Genomic DNA, 16,983 nt, shown 5'->3' with positions numbered 1-16,983 from the left:
CGCCAACCTTTTAACAACCTAACTAAGTCTTTACTGAATAGTGAATCCGAAAACTTTTTCGTCCGAGTTGGTGCTCAATACTAACGTGTAAGTACCTTCATTCAAATTCGCTATCTCAGATAACTCTACTTTTTCTGAGTTAATTTCTTTTTCCTGCTCGTTTAAGTAAAGCTTAATATTTTCTTTTGAGGGATTGGATAACCAAATTTTGGTGCCTTTACTGAAGACGGGTTGTCCGCTTTCAATGGCGATGGCAGAATCGCTGAATTCGATACCTACTTCCTGAGGTTGTGTTTCAGCCTTGGTGGTGCTGTACGATACTACAAAATTGAACGAGACCACCGAAACGAGAATTGAGATAAATTTTATCATAACCTGCTTTCCTTATCTTGTCTTATTCTAACACAAACAACGTGAAAAACCCTCATTAATTATGAGGGTTTTAGGTAAGTGGTTAAAAAGTTTAGCCGAATCTGCAGAATAAATCGTTTAGGCTTTTAAATCCCTTTTATTGAGTACCCAGGTGATAAAAACCATATAAATGAAGCCCCACATAACCGGAATGATCCATTCAAACCACAATGGGCCTTCTTTTATTTCCTGGAAAATGTATCTGGCAAAAGGACTCTCGTAAAACTTACCACACAATTTTTCAATGGAATAGATCGGGAAGAACTTGACGATCCCTGCAGTATAGTCCTTTGTGAATGGAGCAAACTCTAAAATACCTGTGATAATTGGCTCAAAAACGATACTGTAAAGGAAAATTAATACGATAGCAAACCCGGCCTTTTTAATCACCATGGCGATACTAAATGCAAAGAGTCCAAAAATAACTAGCTGCATAAAGTAGGCTATCAGATGCTCCAGGTCTGAAAATACGTATTTCAATTCCAGCACATGGGAGTATTGAAAACCTGCAATTAAGCCCGAAACAAAGAGTACCAGTGTACACACAGTTGCCAGAAATAGAATAAGCGATAGCTTAGACAATAAAAACTCCCTTTTACTGATTCCATCAATGATGTTTTGACGAAGCGTATTGTAGGAGAGCTCATTATTGACAGAGACAATGATGATAAATGAAATAAGGATTTTGACGTAGGACCCCAGCCAGGTAGAATTATGCCAAATGTCAGGAAAGTCATAAATTGGTAGCAGAGTTGGTGAGATTCCTTCTATATCTGCTCCCTTGCTTTCCAGCCATTCCAGAAAAAAAATCCCTCCGTTGGTGATGATCAACTGTGCTAATAGATAGAGTCCAAACAGGATCCAGAAAACCCTATAGTGCTTCAGTTTCAGCCATTCAAGTGTAAAAGCTCTAATCATTTTCTTTTAAGATTTTTAAGAATTCCTGTTCCAGTGATTTTGATTGCGGGATGAGTTTTTTCAATGCAATGCCCTGATCAAAACAGAATTGATTTAGATGATCGGAAGTCTGACCATCTTTTAGATAGGCCATTAAAGAGCCATTTTCCTTTTCTAATTTCTCCAGTCCATCAAATTTTTCTACTGTATCTGAAAGAGTATTCAGATCTGAGGAAGCTATTTCTACTACGTTGGTTTCACCTAGAATCTCATGAACAGATCCTTCGTGAAGTTTCACCCCCTTTCTAAGAATACAAAAGTCTGTGCAAACCTTCTGAACTTCATCCAAAAGGTGACTTGCCATAATGATGGTTTTACCTTGTGCAGCTATATAACGAATGAGTTGTCGCACTTCTGCAATTCCTTCAGGATCGAGACCATTGGTTGGTTCATCTAACATAAGAACCGGAGGATCGGATAGGAGTGCGGCAGCCAGCGAAAGACGTTGTTTCATACCCAAGCTGAAGGTTTTGAATTTATCATTTCGTCTATCGTATAGGTTGACCTGCTTAAGGATGTTATCGATATTGTCCGTTCCGCATTTTTTGATGTGAGCCACAATCCTGAGATTCTGAACGGCTGATAGGTAGCTATAAAAGCAAGGCGTTTCTAAAATGGAACCGATCTTTTGACGGGCTTCTACATTATTCATTCCTCCAAACCATTCAAAATTGCCACTGGTAGGGGCCACCACTTCCAGGATCATCCCGAGGGTGGTTGTCTTACCGCTACCATTGGGACCCAGTATACCGTATACCTGGCCTTCTTTGATCGTAAGATCAAGTTGATCCACGGCTGTTAGCCTGCCAAATTTCTTGGTGAGTTTATTGATTTTTAAGACGCTCATTTGAATTGGTCGGTTATCATAGGCAACAAATCGTCACCTTGGAAGCTTTGAATTAGTTCCGGGATTTTGGCGAAAGGAATTGAACCTCGCAGGTAGAAGCACATCGCATGGCCTTCAGCTGCTATCACCCCTACATATTCATCTTCTTTTCCAATGACTTTAATCTTTTGCTTTCCGTATAGGCTGATGTATTCTTCATACCCTTCATTTTCATAGCCGCTCAAAAAATTGCCATACGTTTTAGATGCAATAGTAGCTGAGTCCAGCGTGTAGATTAGCACTTTTTCAATGTCATTTACCAGCTCGTTAAATTTTGGATCCTGGGAAATATTGATCATCCGCAAAGTACTTGGGTAGAAGCACAATGGATTCATCCAACGTGTGGATCTCCTTGGCTCTGCAAAATCTTTAATGATGGATTCCTGAGCAAAGGAGGGTGTGATTAGCAATATCAGGCAAATACCAGCTAAGAGTTTCTTCATATGGTTTGAAGTGTAGATTGATAGATTGATTTTCTTTTGATGCCAATGAAAAGGCCCGTAAGTCCGATTAAAAGACATGTAGCCCCCCATGTTAAAATATCAAACGAATTGAGAACCCATCTAAAGCTTATTGTAAATATGAACAGAATCAAACCGAGAATTTCCCAAGTTCGGTCATTGATCCAAATTCGTTTACGCTCAATGTTTGTAGATGAAATATTAAATAATACCTTAAAGTAGCCCCAATCCCAAACAATTAAGATTACGTTGGCTAACAACATTAGCCCTGTGATATATGGAGTTCCTGTAAAACCATAGGATACCGTAATCATAAATATATTGGCACTAATGGGAAGAAATATCAAAGCACCTAACCTGGCATAACGTTGAGTCATGAGTAGCATAGCTGCAAAAAACTGGCTCCATCCAAGAAAATTCCAATATAAGTTTGATTGATACATAACTTCAAACAGGTGAGCCGGTGTATTCCAATCTTCACCTTGAGGTATCATAGTAGTAAATCTTTTCCCCTCAATTTTAACAACACAGGCGAATGCATATGCGCTTCCAATGAGATAGCGTGTGCAAATGATAAAAAGCTGTGCTAGTGTGTTGGTTTTTAGTGATTTCATGGTAGGTGATAAAAGATACCAAATAAAAAAAAGGCAGAGGAGATTGCCCTCACTCCACCTTGTCAACTAACTGTCTTTAATCGATCGCCTTATCGATATTTTCTAAATACTTGAGCTGATTTACTCGCATCAGACTCGCCAGCTTCGAGATTTGCTTCAGGTCTATTTCTCCATAGATACTTACCATAGCAAACTTCTCTTTACCTCCGGCCACAAGAATTAGCTCTTCTATGATGCCTCCTTTTTCACGTATAGAAATTTTCACGTTTTCTTCAGCGTCTTTTACCGTCATCAATTCCTCAAAGCCCGCTTTTTCTACATCTGAAACAGCTCCGTCGTACATCGATTTTGGGCTTGATACTTTTTCACTTGCAATCACTTTCATGCCTTTCAGCTTGCTTGTGATATCGTAGAAAAGCTGCTCATCTTCTTCGCTTCCCTCCATTTCGGAAAACAGAGAGAACATTTTACTACTGACAGACACTTTAGTAAACGTCTCATCATTTTCATATTTATCCATGTATTTACTTACCACTTGCTGACTGAAGGCCACACTGGTTACGGATAAAATCATAATTGTTAATACTACTTTTTTCATGGTATAATTTTTTTATGGTCTTAAATCGAAGGTTTTGGTTTTCTGAGTTTTTGAAAAGTCCATCAGGAGTCTTCCTGAAGTTCTTCTTTTGCCTTGTTGAACTTGGAAAGTTCAAGAGTGTGTTCTTTTCCCTCTTTCAGTTCTCCACTTATCATCATCAAAGCATTTTTAGTTGCTTCAAAAGCTTTTTCAGGATCTTCTATCGCAAACGGGTCTTTATTGGCATCATTGAAAACCAATACTGCAGTAATAAGACCTACAGTGATAGTTGCTGCAGCAGACATCCAGGCTCGCTTTTTACTGATTCCCTTTGAGCCACTATACTTCACCTGTTTTTCTTTGGCCAGGTATCGGAAATAATGACCTTCATTGGTAAGTGCCGGATTGGATTTGAAATGGGCTTTAATCACTTTTTCCTCATCCAGACTGGTTTCACCGTTCCAGTACTTTTCCAATAGTTTATCAATTTGCGATCCCATATGCGTCTATTTTTTGCATTGCTTCTTTCACTTTTTTCCGAGCTCTATGAATGTTGACTTTCACATCACTTTCAGTGAGCCCGCACGTTTCAGCTATATCCTGATAGCTCATGTCTTCCACTTCACGAAGATGAAAGACCTCCTGCTGCTTAACCGGTAGCTCTTTTAACACTTGCTTCATCAATGACATAAAGTCGTTGGTAATAGCCTGGTTTTCTACCGGGTCTGAATGTCTCATATTCACCACTTTCTCATCCAGGTCTGCGTATCGGTTTCTTCGCATGATCTCGATGCATCGGTTTCGGACGATACGAAAAGCCCACGCGTTGACTTTTTCTACTTTGTCCAGATCCTTGCGAATACTCCAGATTTTCGTGAGGCAGTCCTGCACGATATCCCTAGCCGTTTCGGGTTCACGTACAATTGATAACGCGTATCTGTACATGCCGTCACTGGCGGGTAGGATTTCATTATGGTATAGATTGTGTGACATTCAGCAAGATGATGTGGAAGCTGAATGAAAAGTTACAGAAGAAATGAAATAAATATTTGATTACTTAAAAATGTTGGTCAGGTATTTATTTCGGATGTCCCGGTAGATATAAAAATCAGAATCTATTGAAATGATTTCATTATATCCAGTAAGCTCAGATACAACAACCAATGATGCATCTGCCAAATCCATCGGTACATCACTGAATTTATGGGTGAGTTGATTTATTCTTTTGATATGCTCTTCATTCAAATCAAAAATTCTCAGTCCACCTCTATCAATCCATTCCAGCAATGCAGACTGGGCCTTCACACTAAAGTCAAGCATGTGGGACGCTTCTGTAATTACAGGCCATGTGGTCCATAGATAACCCTCATAACTTTCCAGGAAACGAACGGCTTTCAAATGGTACTGATCCGATTGGTCAAAAAGGGCAATGATCGGACCTGCATCAATGAGCGTGTTTCTCACGAAGTTTAGATTTTAATTTCGACTTGTAAGCTGTAGAATGATCGGTTTTTCCACTTTTGGCTGTGCCAAACAGGTCACTACCTAGGGCAAACGGAAGCTGTTTGGATTGTTCTTTATTGAAATACATGGCTAATGCTTCTTTTACAATGGCAGATTTAGAAGAACCATGCTGCTCGCTATATTCATTCAGCTTTTGATTGGTATCGTTATCTAACCGAACATTGAGCATATTTTCTTTCTTACCCTTCATTGTATTACAAATGTATTACACATTTTCTAGAATTGAAAATTATTTACTTATGTCTTCTTTTTCGTACCCAATAGCCAATCAGGAGCAAGACTATTAAAATGGGGATGAGATACCAGCCTTTCCATTCAAATTGATATTCTAATGGTTCTGGATCAAATAAAAGCGCAATAAGTATGAAGTGTATCTTGATCATAACACCAAGTTATGAATTAGGCCTGCTTATCCCAAATTGCCTTAATCTGTCAGGACATTCGTTATGAAGATTGACTTGGTAAGTAGCCAAAGTAGGAAGAAAACAGCCGCCCACTTCAGGTAGACATAATAGAAATCTGTAGTGTCTTTGTATCTGGTTTCTTTGATCTCAGCCTTTTCCAGTCGGTCAATTTCATCAAATACTTGTACAAGTGCTTCTTTATCTGAAACACGATAAAACTTTCCATTTCCAATTTCAGCAATCTCTCGTAGGGTTGTTTCATCGAAGGTATTTTCTACCATCCTGGGTCTGCCAAAGAAGTCTGTGCCAAAAGGCACTTTACCTTCTCGTCCAATCGCGATCACATACATTTTGATGTTGTAGGCATTGGCCAGGTTGGCAGCTGTGATTGGATCTACATTGCCTGCGGTGTTGTCACCGTCACTCAACAGGATCATCACTTTCGATTCAGAAGTTGATTCTCGAAGAAAGTTGATACCGGAAGTAATAGCATTACCGATGGCTGTTCCTCTGCTTTCGATTTTATCGAAATCTATATCCTCAATTAGCTCATATAGGAGTCCATAATCGGTTGTCAATGGGCAAGAGGGAAGCGCATCCCCAGAAAAGATAACAAGGCCTATTCGATCTTGAAAACGACCTGCCACGAAGTTTCTCGCCACCTCCTTGGCAGCTTCCAATCTGTTTGGCAGAAAATCCATGATCTGCATAGACTCTGAGATATCGATATTTAATACAATGTCGATCCCTTCACTCCATTGCTCTACTTGCTCATTGGTCGTTTGCGGTCGGGCAAGACTGGTCATGATGAGTATCAAACTGATAACAAAGAATACAGGAGGAATAAACCTCAAATAAGTAATTGGATCACTTTTTAAGTCTTTTTTGGTTAATGCAACTGGAAGTTTCTGACTGAACCGGTTAATGATCAACCACCTGAGAATGAATAGGAAGGGGATGGCCAGCATGGCATAAAACCACAGCGGGTTGGCCCAATCAAAGCTTTGAAGCTTTTCTGGGGTAAACCACTCAAGTGAAAACCAATTTGCGACCTTACTTTCCATCTTTGATCTCCGCTATTTTTTTAGTGTATCTATCCTGTGTGAAATCCTCAATTTGTTGGAAATCCTGATAAATATTCTTCTGTACTCGTTTTCCGTATACCACGCTATCAATAGACTTCAACGGTTCTTTCAATTCACCAGCAAAATCCTGATTCAAAATTTCTTTGGTTGTCATCACAGAAAAAGGCACTTTATCTAATCGCTGCTGGTAGTTTTTCCAAAATACCAACGCCTTTTCAGCAAGTTCAGGTTTAGGATCAACTTTTAATTTCTTAATGTATTCGTTGTAAACTTCAGAAAATTGCTCGTATTGCATTCGCAACCTTCTTAGCTTAATCCACTTCAAAATCCGTTTGCCGAAAATCAGGAGCAGAATAATGATGAGAAGTATCAATCCACCAAGGATGTAATACATCAATGGATAGTTGAATTGACGGTCCACTGCTTGATAATCGAGGTTTGTTTTCAGCTTAGTAGAATCCGTAACTACAGGTGCCAGTTCTGTTAAAAAGATAGAGTCCAAGGGCGTTTCGATGACAGTAGAGTCTGATCCATTTAAAATAACCGCAGTGAGTTTCAGGTATTGAACCCGATCAATTTCAAACGATTGGATGGTGTAAACAGTGGAATCAAATGCAAGCCCATCTACAATCTGAGTAGGGTAGTACGTTTTGTTGCTGAATTCAAAAGGAGTGAACATGTAGAGACTGTCAGGGAACACCATCTCCAATTCAGGAGGGTAGCTAGCGGACATCCAGTAGTTCACATCCTGCCCAATTAGCAGACTATCTTCCACGAATCCTCCCTTTACGGTGATTTCTTGTGCGTGTAGGTGAAAGGTGCACAAAAGGGCAATGATGGTGAACAAACGTTTACCTTGTACGTCTCGCATTGCTTCGGTTTCTGTGTCTGAAAAGTTTAATAAGTTTTGGTACATAATCATCTTCTGTACCAATGGAAATGTAGTTTACATCATTCCTGCGGCAAAAATCTGCCAATGATTCCTTGTTCTTTCCATGTGTCTTCTCTACCGCATTTTTGAATTCACTTGATGAGGTGTTTAGCCAGACTGTTTTACCGGATTCTTTTTCATAGAGAGGAACAATTCCAAGGTGGGGAATTGCGGACTCTCTTTTGTCTGAAATATGTACCACAACTAAATCATGCTTTCTAGCCAGTCCTCGCATGGAGTGAGTAAAGTTCTCATCAATGAAATCTGAGATGATAAAAACGATAGCCTTTTTGTTGAGTAGGTTTAGTGTGTATTTGATTCCTCCGTCCAGATCGGTTTTTCGTGATTTAGGTTTGAGTGAAAACATGCGATTGATAATTTCATAGGCATGTTTCATTGTTTTGCTTGGCTTTATGTAATCCTCTACCTGATCTGAATATGCCAGTAAGCCGACTTTACTCCCTTCCCGAATGGCTGAGAGAGCGAGCAAACCTGCCATTTCTTTAGCTAAATCGATTTTTTGACGTTTGTCTTTGCCAATCTCTTGAGAAGCTGATACGTCTAAAAGAAAAAACACGGTCTGTTCTTTTTCCTCAATGAAGGTCTTCATGAAGGTGCCATGCCCTTTTGCAGTCACCCGCCAGTCGATGTTTCGTACATCATCTCCCCACTGGTATGGGCGCACGTCATCAAACTCCAAACCAGATCCTTTGAATATGGAATGGAAATCGCCTTGCATTTGCGAATTGATCGCTTTGCGAATGCGAATTTCGTATCTTCTGAGTCGTTTGAGAATGTCCTTATTCATTGAGTTATTTGCTTTATCAAGTTTGGCATTAATATGGCAACATTGATAATTGCAACACATTGTATGATCTTTGTAATTGATCAAACAATTCTTTGATCTTCAAAATTATATTTTCACGAATTCTTAGACCGATTTGAGAAACATTTTTTTAACCGCTCTTGTAATACTTTGCTACTGTTCGGGTCCGGAAGTGCCTGAAGACCTGATTGGCAAAGAGAAAATGGTCAAGGTAATGATGGAAGTACATTTACTTGAAGCCAAGGTCAATAATGTGCCTATTGATCCTTATGATAGCACGCAGGCGGTTTACGAGCATTACGAGAAGCTATTGTTTGAGGATCTTGGAATTACACAGAGCCAATATGAACGTAGCTTCAACTATTATGTAGATAATCCTGCCGATTTTGAGAAAATCTATAGCGCAGTGGTTGATTCATTGATGGCAAGAGAGCAAAAATCTAAATAGTGAAGATTTATCCAAGGGATGTAGAGGAGAAGTTGGGTTTTGATCTGATCAGGGATCAACTGGTTCGCTTTTGTCAGAGTAATAGGGGTGAAGTACTTGCTCAAAAAGCCAAGCCAACAGATAAATATGAAGTGTTGGTCAAATGGTTGAATCAAGCCAAAGAGATGATTCGGTTGAAGGGAAGCCCTGAGGATAAAGTCTCCTTTGAATTCCCGGATATCGACGATTTTCTCACTGAAGTGAAAGTTCCGGGATCGTTTCTAGAACCGGATGATTTTCATGAACTGAAAAGAGGTGTGAATACCCTGACTTCCTGGGTGCAGTTTTTTCAAAAGAAAGGAAGTGAATATCCAGAACTGTTGGCATTGTCCAGCCATATTGAGATAGACCCCAATCTGGCTATTCATATTGACAAGACCATCGATGATCGCGGTGAAGTAAAAGATTCTGCCTCACGAGAGCTTTCAGAGATACGATCGAAGATTGCAAAGTCCGAACGGGCTGTAAGGTCAGCCATTCAAAAAGTACTGAAAAAAGCCAAAGAAGATGATTTTACAGAAGAGGATAGCACGCTGACCGTACGTGACGGCAGATTGGTAATACCTGTAAAAGCCGAACATAAAAAACGTATTCAAGGCTTTGTTCATGACGAATCAGCAACGGGTCAAACCGTATATCTGGAGCCGGGGGAGGTTCTTGATCTAAATAATCAGGTAAGAGAGCTAAAATATGCGGAAAAACGTGAGGTTATACGAATTTTAGTTGCGCTTTCTGATCATGTGCGTGCTAATCTTAAAGACCTAAAAAATGGGGCATCATTACTTGAAAAGCTCGACTTTATTCATGCTAAAGCATTGTTGGCTGATTTGATCAATGGAGTAATCCCACCTACAGAAAAAACCACGAAATTTTCATTGGTTAATGCGATCCATCCACTGCTTTTTTTATCTCATAAAGAAAGTGGCAAGCCAGTAGTTCCACTCAATTTATCCTTGGATCATGAAAAACGAATTCTCATCATCTCAGGCCCTAATGCTGGTGGAAAGTCAGTAGCATTAAAAACGGTGGGGTTACTGCAGTATATGCTTCAAACAGGGCTACCTGTCTCAGTCAACGAAGAAAGCAAATTAGGATTTTTTTCCTCCATCTATATTGATATCGGGGACACACAATCTATTGAGGATGACTTGAGTACGTATAGCTCTCACCTGACTTCCATGAAGTTTTTCCTCGAAAACACAGATAAACGGTCGATGTTCTTGATCGATGAGTTTGGGAAGGGAACCGAACCGCAGTTCGGTGGTGCGATTGCAGAATCTGTTCTAAATGAACTGAACAAAAAGGAGGCCCACGGAATCGTAACCACTCATTATCAAAACCTGAAGAAGATTGGTGATGAAACGCCGGGACTGGTAAATGGTGCCATGAAGTATGATTTAGATGCATTGGAGCCACTGTTTGAGTTGGAGGTTGGAAAACCGGGGAGTTCATTTGCATTTGAAATTGCAGGAAAGATTGGATTACCTCAAGACATAATAGAGAAGGCACGAAAGAAAATCGGCAGTTCGCATGTTGCTTATGATCAGTTATTGAATCAACTGGAAAAGGAAAAAGCCCGATTTGAGAAGTTGACAAAGAAGTTGGAAAAAGATCAGGGGGATATCAATAAAGCCCGCAAAGACTATGAGGATTTAAGATCCATGCTGGAAGAAGATAAAAAGCGGATCCTCAAAGAGGCTAAACTTGAAGCAAAACAGATTCTGGAAAATGCTAACAAGGACGTAGAGCGGACGATTAGGGAGATAAAGGAAAGCAAAGCGTCTAAAGAACGAACGAAAGCTGCTCGTGAGAAGCTGGATCAGAAAAAGGTGCGTTTCGAAGAAAAGCCAAAGAAAAAAAAGGCTGATTTGAAAGAAGGTGATGTAGTGAAAATGATTGGGCAGGACACCACAGGGACGATCCAAAAGATCAAAGGAAAGCAGGCAGAAGTACTATTTGGATCTTTGAAGTCGATCGTATCCACCGATAAACTTCAAAAAGCTAACAACTCACCACAGGTAAGTTATCAGAAGAAGGTCAGGAAAATGGGGATAGACCTCAGCAGCAAAATGGCCAATTTTAATCATGAGATCAGTATCAGGGGAATGAGAGCAGATGAAGCCATGAATACCGTGGAGTCATTCATTGATGAGGCATTGCTTGTTGGGGCAGATGAGGTGAGGATCGTGCACGGCAAAGGGCATGGAGTGCTGAGAGAGATCGTGAGAAACGTAACCAAGGGACACCCCAGCATTGCTAGCGTGGAAGATGAGCACGCAGATAGGGGAGGTGCAGGAATTTCAGTAATTAAGTTGCAGTAATGGAATTTACCAGACATCAGCTTGCTTTGCGAAATGGGAATGAGAAGGAAGAAATCTGGATTGCTTACAAAGGAGTAATTTATGATGTCACTCACTCCAGGTTATGGCGAAATGGGAAGCATTATGAACACTGGGCGGGGCAGGATTTGACTGATGAATTGCAGGACGCTCCACATGATACAAAAGTTTTTGAGAAATTACAGGTCGTAGGTAGACTAGTAAAATGAAAATTATTGAATCTGGAATCAAAGATGTTAAGGCACATGAAAGTGTGAAAGTGGTGATGCCTAGTAACCTATATGGTTGTGAATTGGCTGAAAGTGTATTTGTAGGACCTTTTGTGGAGATACAGAAGAAGGTGAAGATTGGCGCACGTACCAAAATTCAGTCACATTCATTCATTTGCGAATTGGTAACCATTGGCGAAGATTGCTTCATTGGACATGGGGTAATGTTTATTAATGATGTTTTCTCATCTGGCGGACCGGCTGGTGGAGATTCGTCCAAATGGAAGTCTACCCGGATTGGAAATAATGTTTCTATTGGCTCCAATGCAACGATTATGCCGGTTAAGATTTGTGATAATGTGGTGATTGGAGCAGGTGCAGTAGTGACTAAAGATATCAGTGAACCCGGGGTTTACGCAGGTAATCCTGCTAAGAAATTGAGAGATATATGAGTATTCCATTTGTTGATTTAAAGGCTCAGTATGAGTTGATTAAAGAGGAGGTTGATCAGGCTATTGCTTCTGTCATTGATCAGACAGCATTTATTGGTGGTGAAGTAATTAAATTATTTGAATCAGATTTTGCGGAATATGTTGGTGCGAAGTATTGTATTGGTGTAGCGAATGGGACAGACGCGATAGAGATTGTTTTGAAGGCACTGGGAATTGGTGAAGGTGATGAGGTGATTGTTCCTGCGCTAACTTGGATTAGTACGGCAGGTGCTGTAAATAATGTAGGCGCAGAGCCTGTTTTTGTAGATGTATTAGAAAATGAGCGTACCGTCAATCCTGATTTGATTGAGCAGAAAATCACCGATAAAACAAAAGCTATTATTCCGGTTCATTTGTATGGATTACCTGCTCGAATGGATCAGATAATGGAGATCGCTAAAGAGCATAATCTCAAAATTGTAGAAGATTGTGCACAAGCTCATGGAGCCGAAATTAATGGTAGAAGAGTAGGTACAATCGGAGATGTGGCAACCTTTAGTTTTTATCCAGGTAAAAATTTGGGGGCATATGGTGATGCAGGTGGAATAGTGACGAACGATGAGAAAGTAGCTCGCACATGTCGAATGCTTTCAAACCATGGGCAGTTAAAAAAACACGATCATCAAATCATCGGAAGAAATTCAAGACTTGACACCCTACAGGCGGCAATTCTAAAGGCCAAACTTCCTTATTTAGAAAAATGGTCTAAATCTAGAATCCAAGTTGCTAATTGGTATGATGAAAAACTCAAAGGAGTCGGTAAGCCAATTACTCCTGGAGGGGTGAGACATGTTTTCCATTTGTACGTGATACAGTCAAAAGAAAGGGATGTATTGATGGATAAGCTAAAAAAGGTCAACATTGGTTGTGCCATTCATTATCCAACACCTTTACCTCATCTGAATAGCTATTCATATAAAGGACATAAAAAAGGAGATTTTCCCGTAGCTGAAAAACTTTGCTCTGAAATATTGTCACTACCCATTTTTCCAGAAATAACGGAAGAGGAGGTAGACTGGGTATGTGAAGCCCTTGCTAGTTAAATGAACATTTATATATTCATGGGGTGAAGATTTTATTTTACCTACTACTGATTTCAGTTGTGTCGTATATACCGGCACAGCCTATCAACGTTTTTAATCGAATTCACTATTCTACTAAAGATGGCTTGCCTTCTAATACTGTGTATTGTGCTGTTCAGGATGATGATGGATTCATATGGTTTGGAACAGATGCCGGTTTAAGTCGATTTGATGGAGTAGATTTCATTAATTACGGTTTAAAAGATGGTCTTCCTGATATGGAAATACTGAATTTCCACAAAGATCATAAAGGGCGAATTTGGATTTATACATTTAACGGAAAGTTATGCTTTATAGAGGATGGCGAAATTTATAGTGCAAAGAACACATCGTTTTTAGAAGAGTTAGACTTTAATTCACGAATTACTAGCATCAATACGGAAGGTGATTATGTTTTTATAACATCTTTAGGTGAAGGAGTAAAAATCATAAACGATCAGAAAGGGCTGGTAAAATCAATTAACGATGGAAAGAATTATTGTTATGGGGCATTAATCAATGACACATACTTCTACTTCTTCACCAATAGATTTTTCTCTTATCGTTTTTTTCATGAAAAGGTAGATTCCATTGCTGCTAGTAAACCCTTCGATTCTTTCAACATTTCTCTATTGGGCAAGATAAGTTCAACTGCGCTCTCTTATTGTGGAGCAGTTGGAGATAATATCATCGGTATTTCCCATAGTCTAAATGAAAATTTCATTTTTCTACTTAATACTCAGTCAAAAGAAATTCGGATCAAAAGAATAACTGGCTATAACGTATATAACTATAGGGTAAATGACGATACTATATTTCTTTTCACAAGTGAGGGGGTGAAAATAATTGATACCGAAACTCTTGAAATTACAGATTGGATTGGCTTGGAAAAAACCACACTTTTTAGCTCCGATGTAATGGGTAATGTGTGGTTGACTACTTTAAACAATGGTATTTTCTTTCTTCCAAAGAATGAAGTGAAACGTAAACAAGTTTCTATTTATGAGGATGTAATTGGAATGGACTCATTTGGTTCGCATCTATATATAGTAAACAGTAATAATGCAGTCTTAAAAGTTGATTCACTTGATAATTATAGTCATTTATTTACATTGAAGGACATATCTGCATTTATTGCGATTGAGGTCGATTCGTTGGAAACAATTTGGACGCTAAATTCAACTTCCTTTAGGAAAAATAATGTTGAAGTGGTTTTTCCTGATTCATATTTTGAAACAGGAAGTGCATTTTATTTTAAAGATAATACTCTATTGGGTCTTAAAAGGTCAGAGCTATGGTGGTGGAATCTTGATGAGGGAACTTATTTTTCAACAAAGAATGACAAGCTTGGTAAGACATATGGATATGAGTATTTAGATAATAGAAATGTAATTCTTGCTAATCAACATGGGTTGTTTCTGCTGAATTTGAAGAAGAAATCTGTATCGATTATACCAGCATTTCAAGATGTTCGTGTTACTAGTATTTCTTTAGATAAATATGAAAATTTTTGGTTAGCGACTGCAGGTTATGGACTTATCAGGATTCCAATGGGGGAGATAACCTCCTTTTCTTTAGAAAAAATCAAACAGTTTAGAGTAGATAATTATTCAGATATATATGAGAAAATTTTTATCATAGATTCTGTCTCCTACGCATCTAATCCAAGGGGTATAACACGGGTGTTATTTGATGAATCAGGTATTAAATATCAATACCACATTTCTGAATCTAATGGTTTAGAGCCCGGTCGGATAAATGGTCTTGAGTATTTTAATAAGAACATTTTCATAGCGCATAGCAATGGGATCTTTTATTTTCCACATGACCAGTCATTTTCTAATGATCCAGAATTCCCACTTTATATCGAAAAAATTACTACCACTGATTCGATTTTCTCTTACAAGGATTCAGACAGGATTATTCTGCCACATAACCCTGGCCCCATTAGATTCGAAACAAAGGCCGTGTATTTTAGAAATCAAAACGATCTCACTTATCAGTATAGATTAAAGGATTCATTTCAGAAAATTAATTGGAATACTACCAATAATAATGAGTTTGTTTTTCAGAGTTTACCATCAGGTGATTATGAATTTGAAGTAAGAGCAAAAGCTACAAATAGTCCCTGGACGCTTCCTGTTAGTCAAAAATTCTCTATTCAATCCATTTATTGGCAAACATGGTGGTTCAAAGTTATAATCACATTCATAGTAGTTACATCGATTGGTCTTATCTATTATTTCAGTTCTACTGCAAGGCGTAAAAGAACTGCACTGAAAAAGAACAAAATTGAATCTGATCTAAAGGCACTAAAGGCACAAATAAACCCTCATTTTCTGTTTAACTCATTAAACTCGATTCAATCATTTGTATTGGAGGGTAGTAAAGACATTGCGGAGGATTACCTTGTGAAATACAGTAAGCTAATGCGAACAATTCTTAATCATTCAAATTTACTTTCTGTTCCTATCTATGAGGAAATAGAATTAATGAAGTTATACGTAGAATTGGAAAAGCTTAGATTATATCAGAAGGTAGAATTTAATGTATCTGTTGATAGTCAAATCAATACATTCAATACAAAAGTTCCTTCGATGATTATTCAGCCATTGATAGAAAACTCTATTTGGCATGGTTTACAAAATATCAGTAAACCTGGTCAGATTCATCTAAATTTTGAATTGAAAGGAGGGTTAATTTCTGTTTCAGTAAAAGATAATGGTAAGGGGTTTTCAATCAATAATGAAGAAACCAACCCTAGAGGTATTCAATTGGTCAAGGAAAGAATTGATTTAATAAATAAACTTGAGGGTATAAAGTCGAATTTTGAAATTTCAACCAATAATTCTGGCACAAAAGTTACCTTTAGTTATCCTTCGAACCTTAATTAGAGATGATAAGATCACTAATCGTAGATGATGAGCCTAGAGCTATCCGTGGACTACAGATATTAATTGATCAATATTGTCCAGAAATATTGGTGATTGGATCCGCCAACAATATAAGCGAGGCGTATAAGCATATTATCAAGGAAAAACCAGATTTGATTTTTCTAGATATTAATATGCCAAATGGCTCAGGTATCGATTTACTTAAAAGAATTAATAGAACAACTCAGACCAAAGTCATATTTACGACAGCATATGATGAATTTGCCATAACAGCCATAAGACTTTCAGCTATAGATTATTTACTTAAGCCAGTCGATAAGAATGAATTGATTGAAGCGGTGGACAGATTTAAAGAAACCTCGCAAATTCGTGAACAGTTTGACATTTTCTCAGAAATCTTAGATCAAAAGAGATCAGAGCGCTTTTCTATAAGTACAACTGATGGAATTCGAGTGGTTAAATACTCAGATGTTAATTTCTTATCCTCTGAAAAAAATTATACAAGATTTCATTTAGTAGGATCAACTTTAATAACATCAAAGCCGCTTGGAGAGTATGAAAAATTACTTGATCAGCAGAAGTTTGTACGTGTTCACAGATCACACCTCATTAACATTGAAAAAATTATAGAATTTGACAAAAAGAAAGGAAACGTAATTCTTGAAAATGGAGATGTTGTGGAGGTTTCTCGTAATAAGAAAGACTTTCTTATAGAGAAATTGCAAAACCTGTAAATCCCTTCGTTCATTCAGAACTACACTTTATACCTCTATACTGACCATTTATTCATTATATGGTCAATTAAATGTATCATTATGTTTTTCGC

The 16,983-nt window shown here is 38.4% G+C and carries 20 protein-coding genes; 7 read left to right on the top strand and 13 right to left on the bottom strand.

Annotated elements, in window-relative coordinates; genetic code table 11:
• Positions 1 to 30 precede the first annotated feature (30 nt).
• From ACP14Y_RS04100 to ACP14Y_RS04040, 13 genes are all read right to left on the bottom strand, one after another.
• The gene (locus tag ACP14Y_RS04100; RefSeq protein ID WP_349563220.1) at positions 31 to 372 is read right to left on the bottom strand and encodes a hypothetical protein; all 342 of its coding nucleotides are present in this window, start codon (positions 370 to 372) and stop codon (positions 31 to 33) included.
• 117 nt (positions 373 to 489) lie between these two features.
• A complete protein-coding gene (locus tag ACP14Y_RS04095; RefSeq protein ID WP_424961702.1) occupies positions 490 to 1,329 on the bottom strand; it encodes an ABC transporter permease in 840 nt (279 codons plus the stop codon).
• Positions 1,322 to 2,215 carry an ABC transporter ATP-binding protein gene (locus tag ACP14Y_RS04090; RefSeq protein WP_424961701.1) on the bottom strand — a complete coding sequence of 298 codons (894 nt, stop codon included), beginning with the start codon at positions 2,213 to 2,215 and terminating at the stop codon, positions 1,322 to 1,324. Before ACP14Y_RS04090 ends, ACP14Y_RS04095 begins: the two co-directional genes overlap by 8 nt.
• A complete protein-coding gene (locus ACP14Y_RS04085; protein ID WP_424961700.1) occupies positions 2,212 to 2,697 on the bottom strand; it encodes a hypothetical protein in 486 nt (161 codons plus the stop codon). The genes ACP14Y_RS04090 and ACP14Y_RS04085 overlap by 4 nt, the downstream gene beginning before the upstream one ends.
• On the bottom strand, positions 2,694 to 3,329 hold the full coding sequence (locus ACP14Y_RS04080; protein WP_424961699.1) for a hypothetical protein: 636 nt from the start codon (positions 3,327 to 3,329) through the stop codon (positions 2,694 to 2,696). The genes ACP14Y_RS04085 and ACP14Y_RS04080 overlap by 4 nt, the downstream gene beginning before the upstream one ends.
• Positions 3,330 to 3,405: 76 nt before the next feature.
• Positions 3,406 to 3,927, bottom strand: a complete 522-nt coding sequence (locus tag ACP14Y_RS04075; RefSeq protein WP_424961698.1) for a DUF4252 domain-containing protein — start codon at positions 3,925 to 3,927, stop codon at positions 3,406 to 3,408.
• Between the two features lie 62 nt (positions 3,928 to 3,989).
• Entirely contained in the window at positions 3,990 to 4,406 is a 417-nt protein-coding gene (locus tag ACP14Y_RS04070) for a hypothetical protein (RefSeq protein WP_424961697.1), read from the bottom strand.
• A complete protein-coding gene (locus tag ACP14Y_RS04065; protein ID WP_424961696.1) occupies positions 4,390 to 4,899 on the bottom strand; it encodes an RNA polymerase sigma factor in 510 nt (169 codons plus the stop codon). Before ACP14Y_RS04065 ends, ACP14Y_RS04070 begins: the two co-directional genes overlap by 17 nt.
• 60 nt (positions 4,900 to 4,959) lie before the next feature.
• Positions 4,960 to 5,370, bottom strand: coding sequence for a type II toxin-antitoxin system VapC family toxin (locus ACP14Y_RS04060; RefSeq protein WP_424961695.1), 411 nt, complete (start codon positions 5,368 to 5,370; stop codon positions 4,960 to 4,962).
• The gene (locus ACP14Y_RS04055) at positions 5,351 to 5,620 is read right to left on the bottom strand and encodes a hypothetical protein (protein ID WP_424961694.1); all 270 of its coding nucleotides are present in this window, start codon (positions 5,618 to 5,620) and stop codon (positions 5,351 to 5,353) included. The genes ACP14Y_RS04060 and ACP14Y_RS04055 overlap by 20 nt, the downstream gene beginning before the upstream one ends.
• Positions 5,621 to 5,854: 234 nt before the next feature.
• The gene (locus ACP14Y_RS04050; RefSeq protein ID WP_424961693.1) at positions 5,855 to 6,898 is read right to left on the bottom strand and encodes a VWA domain-containing protein; all 1,044 of its coding nucleotides are present in this window, start codon (positions 6,896 to 6,898) and stop codon (positions 5,855 to 5,857) included.
• On the bottom strand, positions 6,888 to 7,790 hold the full coding sequence (locus ACP14Y_RS04045) for a hypothetical protein (RefSeq protein ID WP_424961692.1): 903 nt from the start codon (positions 7,788 to 7,790) through the stop codon (positions 6,888 to 6,890). Before ACP14Y_RS04045 ends, ACP14Y_RS04050 begins: the two co-directional genes overlap by 11 nt.
• Positions 7,771 to 8,658, bottom strand: a complete 888-nt coding sequence (locus ACP14Y_RS04040) for a DUF58 domain-containing protein (protein WP_424961691.1) — start codon at positions 8,656 to 8,658, stop codon at positions 7,771 to 7,773. Before ACP14Y_RS04040 ends, ACP14Y_RS04045 begins: the two co-directional genes overlap by 20 nt.
• 133 nt (positions 8,659 to 8,791) lie before the next feature.
• Between ACP14Y_RS04040 and ACP14Y_RS04035 the strand changes: the two genes are divergently transcribed.
• From ACP14Y_RS04035 to ACP14Y_RS04005, 7 genes are read left to right on the top strand one after another with little or no spacing between them, the layout of a single operon-like run.
• Positions 8,792 to 9,124, top strand: coding sequence for a DUF4296 domain-containing protein (locus tag ACP14Y_RS04035; protein ID WP_424961690.1), 333 nt, complete (start codon positions 8,792 to 8,794; stop codon positions 9,122 to 9,124).
• Positions 9,124 to 11,484 (top strand): endonuclease MutS2, encoded by a 2,361-nt coding sequence (locus tag ACP14Y_RS04030; protein ID WP_424961689.1) that lies wholly within the window; start codon positions 9,124 to 9,126, stop codon positions 11,482 to 11,484. The genes ACP14Y_RS04035 and ACP14Y_RS04030 overlap by 1 nt, the downstream gene beginning before the upstream one ends.
• On the top strand, positions 11,484 to 11,711 hold the full coding sequence (locus ACP14Y_RS04025; protein WP_424961688.1) for a cytochrome b5 domain-containing protein: 228 nt from the start codon (positions 11,484 to 11,486) through the stop codon (positions 11,709 to 11,711). The genes ACP14Y_RS04030 and ACP14Y_RS04025 overlap by 1 nt, the downstream gene beginning before the upstream one ends.
• Positions 11,708 to 12,163: an acyltransferase gene (locus ACP14Y_RS04020; protein ID WP_424961687.1), complete on the top strand. Its 456-nt coding sequence runs from the start codon at positions 11,708 to 11,710 to the stop codon at positions 12,161 to 12,163. Before ACP14Y_RS04025 ends, ACP14Y_RS04020 begins: the two co-directional genes overlap by 4 nt.
• Positions 12,160 to 13,245 carry a DegT/DnrJ/EryC1/StrS family aminotransferase gene (locus ACP14Y_RS04015; RefSeq protein ID WP_424961686.1) on the top strand — a complete coding sequence of 362 codons (1,086 nt, stop codon included), beginning with the start codon at positions 12,160 to 12,162 and terminating at the stop codon, positions 13,243 to 13,245. Before ACP14Y_RS04020 ends, ACP14Y_RS04015 begins: the two co-directional genes overlap by 4 nt.
• A 23-nt stretch (positions 13,246 to 13,268) precedes the next feature.
• Complete coding sequence (locus ACP14Y_RS04010; protein WP_424961685.1) at positions 13,269 to 16,157, top strand: histidine kinase; 2,889 nt, start codon at positions 13,269 to 13,271, stop codon at positions 16,155 to 16,157.
• A 2-nt stretch (positions 16,158 to 16,159) separates the two neighbouring features.
• Positions 16,160 to 16,891, top strand: coding sequence for a LytR/AlgR family response regulator transcription factor (locus ACP14Y_RS04005; protein WP_424961684.1), 732 nt, complete (start codon positions 16,160 to 16,162; stop codon positions 16,889 to 16,891).
• The last annotated feature ends 92 nt before the right edge of the window (positions 16,892 to 16,983 follow it).

The organism is Ekhidna sp. (assembly GCF_965247405.1).
Taxonomy (GTDB): domain Bacteria; phylum Bacteroidota; class Bacteroidia; order Cytophagales; family Cyclobacteriaceae; genus Ekhidna.
Note: the sequence above shows the minus strand (reverse complement) of the source record. Positions and strands in the feature narration are given on the sequence as shown.

Coding starts and splice junctions, on each gene's coding strand:
- ACP14Y_RS04055 (WP_424961694.1), bottom strand. CDS start 5,620: ATGAAGGGTAAGAAAGAAAATATGCTCAATGTTCGGTTAGATAACGAT.
- ACP14Y_RS04100 (WP_349563220.1), bottom strand. CDS start 372: ATGATAAAATTTATCTCAATTCTCGTTTCGGTGGTCTCGTTCAATTTT.
- ACP14Y_RS04040 (WP_424961691.1), bottom strand. CDS start 8,658: ATGAATAAGGACATTCTCAAACGACTCAGAAGATACGAAATTCGCATT.
- ACP14Y_RS04020 (WP_424961687.1), top strand. CDS start 11,708: ATGAAAATTATTGAATCTGGAATCAAAGATGTTAAGGCACATGAAAGT.
- ACP14Y_RS04050 (WP_424961693.1), bottom strand. CDS start 6,898: ATGGAAAGTAAGGTCGCAAATTGGTTTTCACTTGAGTGGTTTACCCCA.
- ACP14Y_RS04085 (WP_424961700.1), bottom strand. CDS start 2,697: ATGAAGAAACTCTTAGCTGGTATTTGCCTGATATTGCTAATCACACCC.
- ACP14Y_RS04075 (WP_424961698.1), bottom strand. CDS start 3,927: ATGAAAAAAGTAGTATTAACAATTATGATTTTATCCGTAACCAGTGTG.
- ACP14Y_RS04065 (WP_424961696.1), bottom strand. CDS start 4,899: ATGTCACACAATCTATACCATAATGAAATCCTACCCGCCAGTGACGGC.
- ACP14Y_RS04045 (WP_424961692.1), bottom strand. CDS start 7,790: ATGCGAGACGTACAAGGTAAACGTTTGTTCACCATCATTGCCCTTTTG.
- ACP14Y_RS04080 (WP_424961699.1), bottom strand. CDS start 3,329: ATGAAATCACTAAAAACCAACACACTAGCACAGCTTTTTATCATTTGC.
- ACP14Y_RS04090 (WP_424961701.1), bottom strand. CDS start 2,215: ATGAGCGTCTTAAAAATCAATAAACTCACCAAGAAATTTGGCAGGCTA.
- ACP14Y_RS04015 (WP_424961686.1), top strand. CDS start 12,160: ATGAGTATTCCATTTGTTGATTTAAAGGCTCAGTATGAGTTGATTAAA.
- ACP14Y_RS04095 (WP_424961702.1), bottom strand. CDS start 1,329: ATGATTAGAGCTTTTACACTTGAATGGCTGAAACTGAAGCACTATAGG.
- ACP14Y_RS04005 (WP_424961684.1), top strand. CDS start 16,160: ATGATAAGATCACTAATCGTAGATGATGAGCCTAGAGCTATCCGTGGA.
- ACP14Y_RS04025 (WP_424961688.1), top strand. CDS start 11,484: ATGGAATTTACCAGACATCAGCTTGCTTTGCGAAATGGGAATGAGAAG.
- ACP14Y_RS04070 (WP_424961697.1), bottom strand. CDS start 4,406: ATGGGATCGCAAATTGATAAACTATTGGAAAAGTACTGGAACGGTGAA.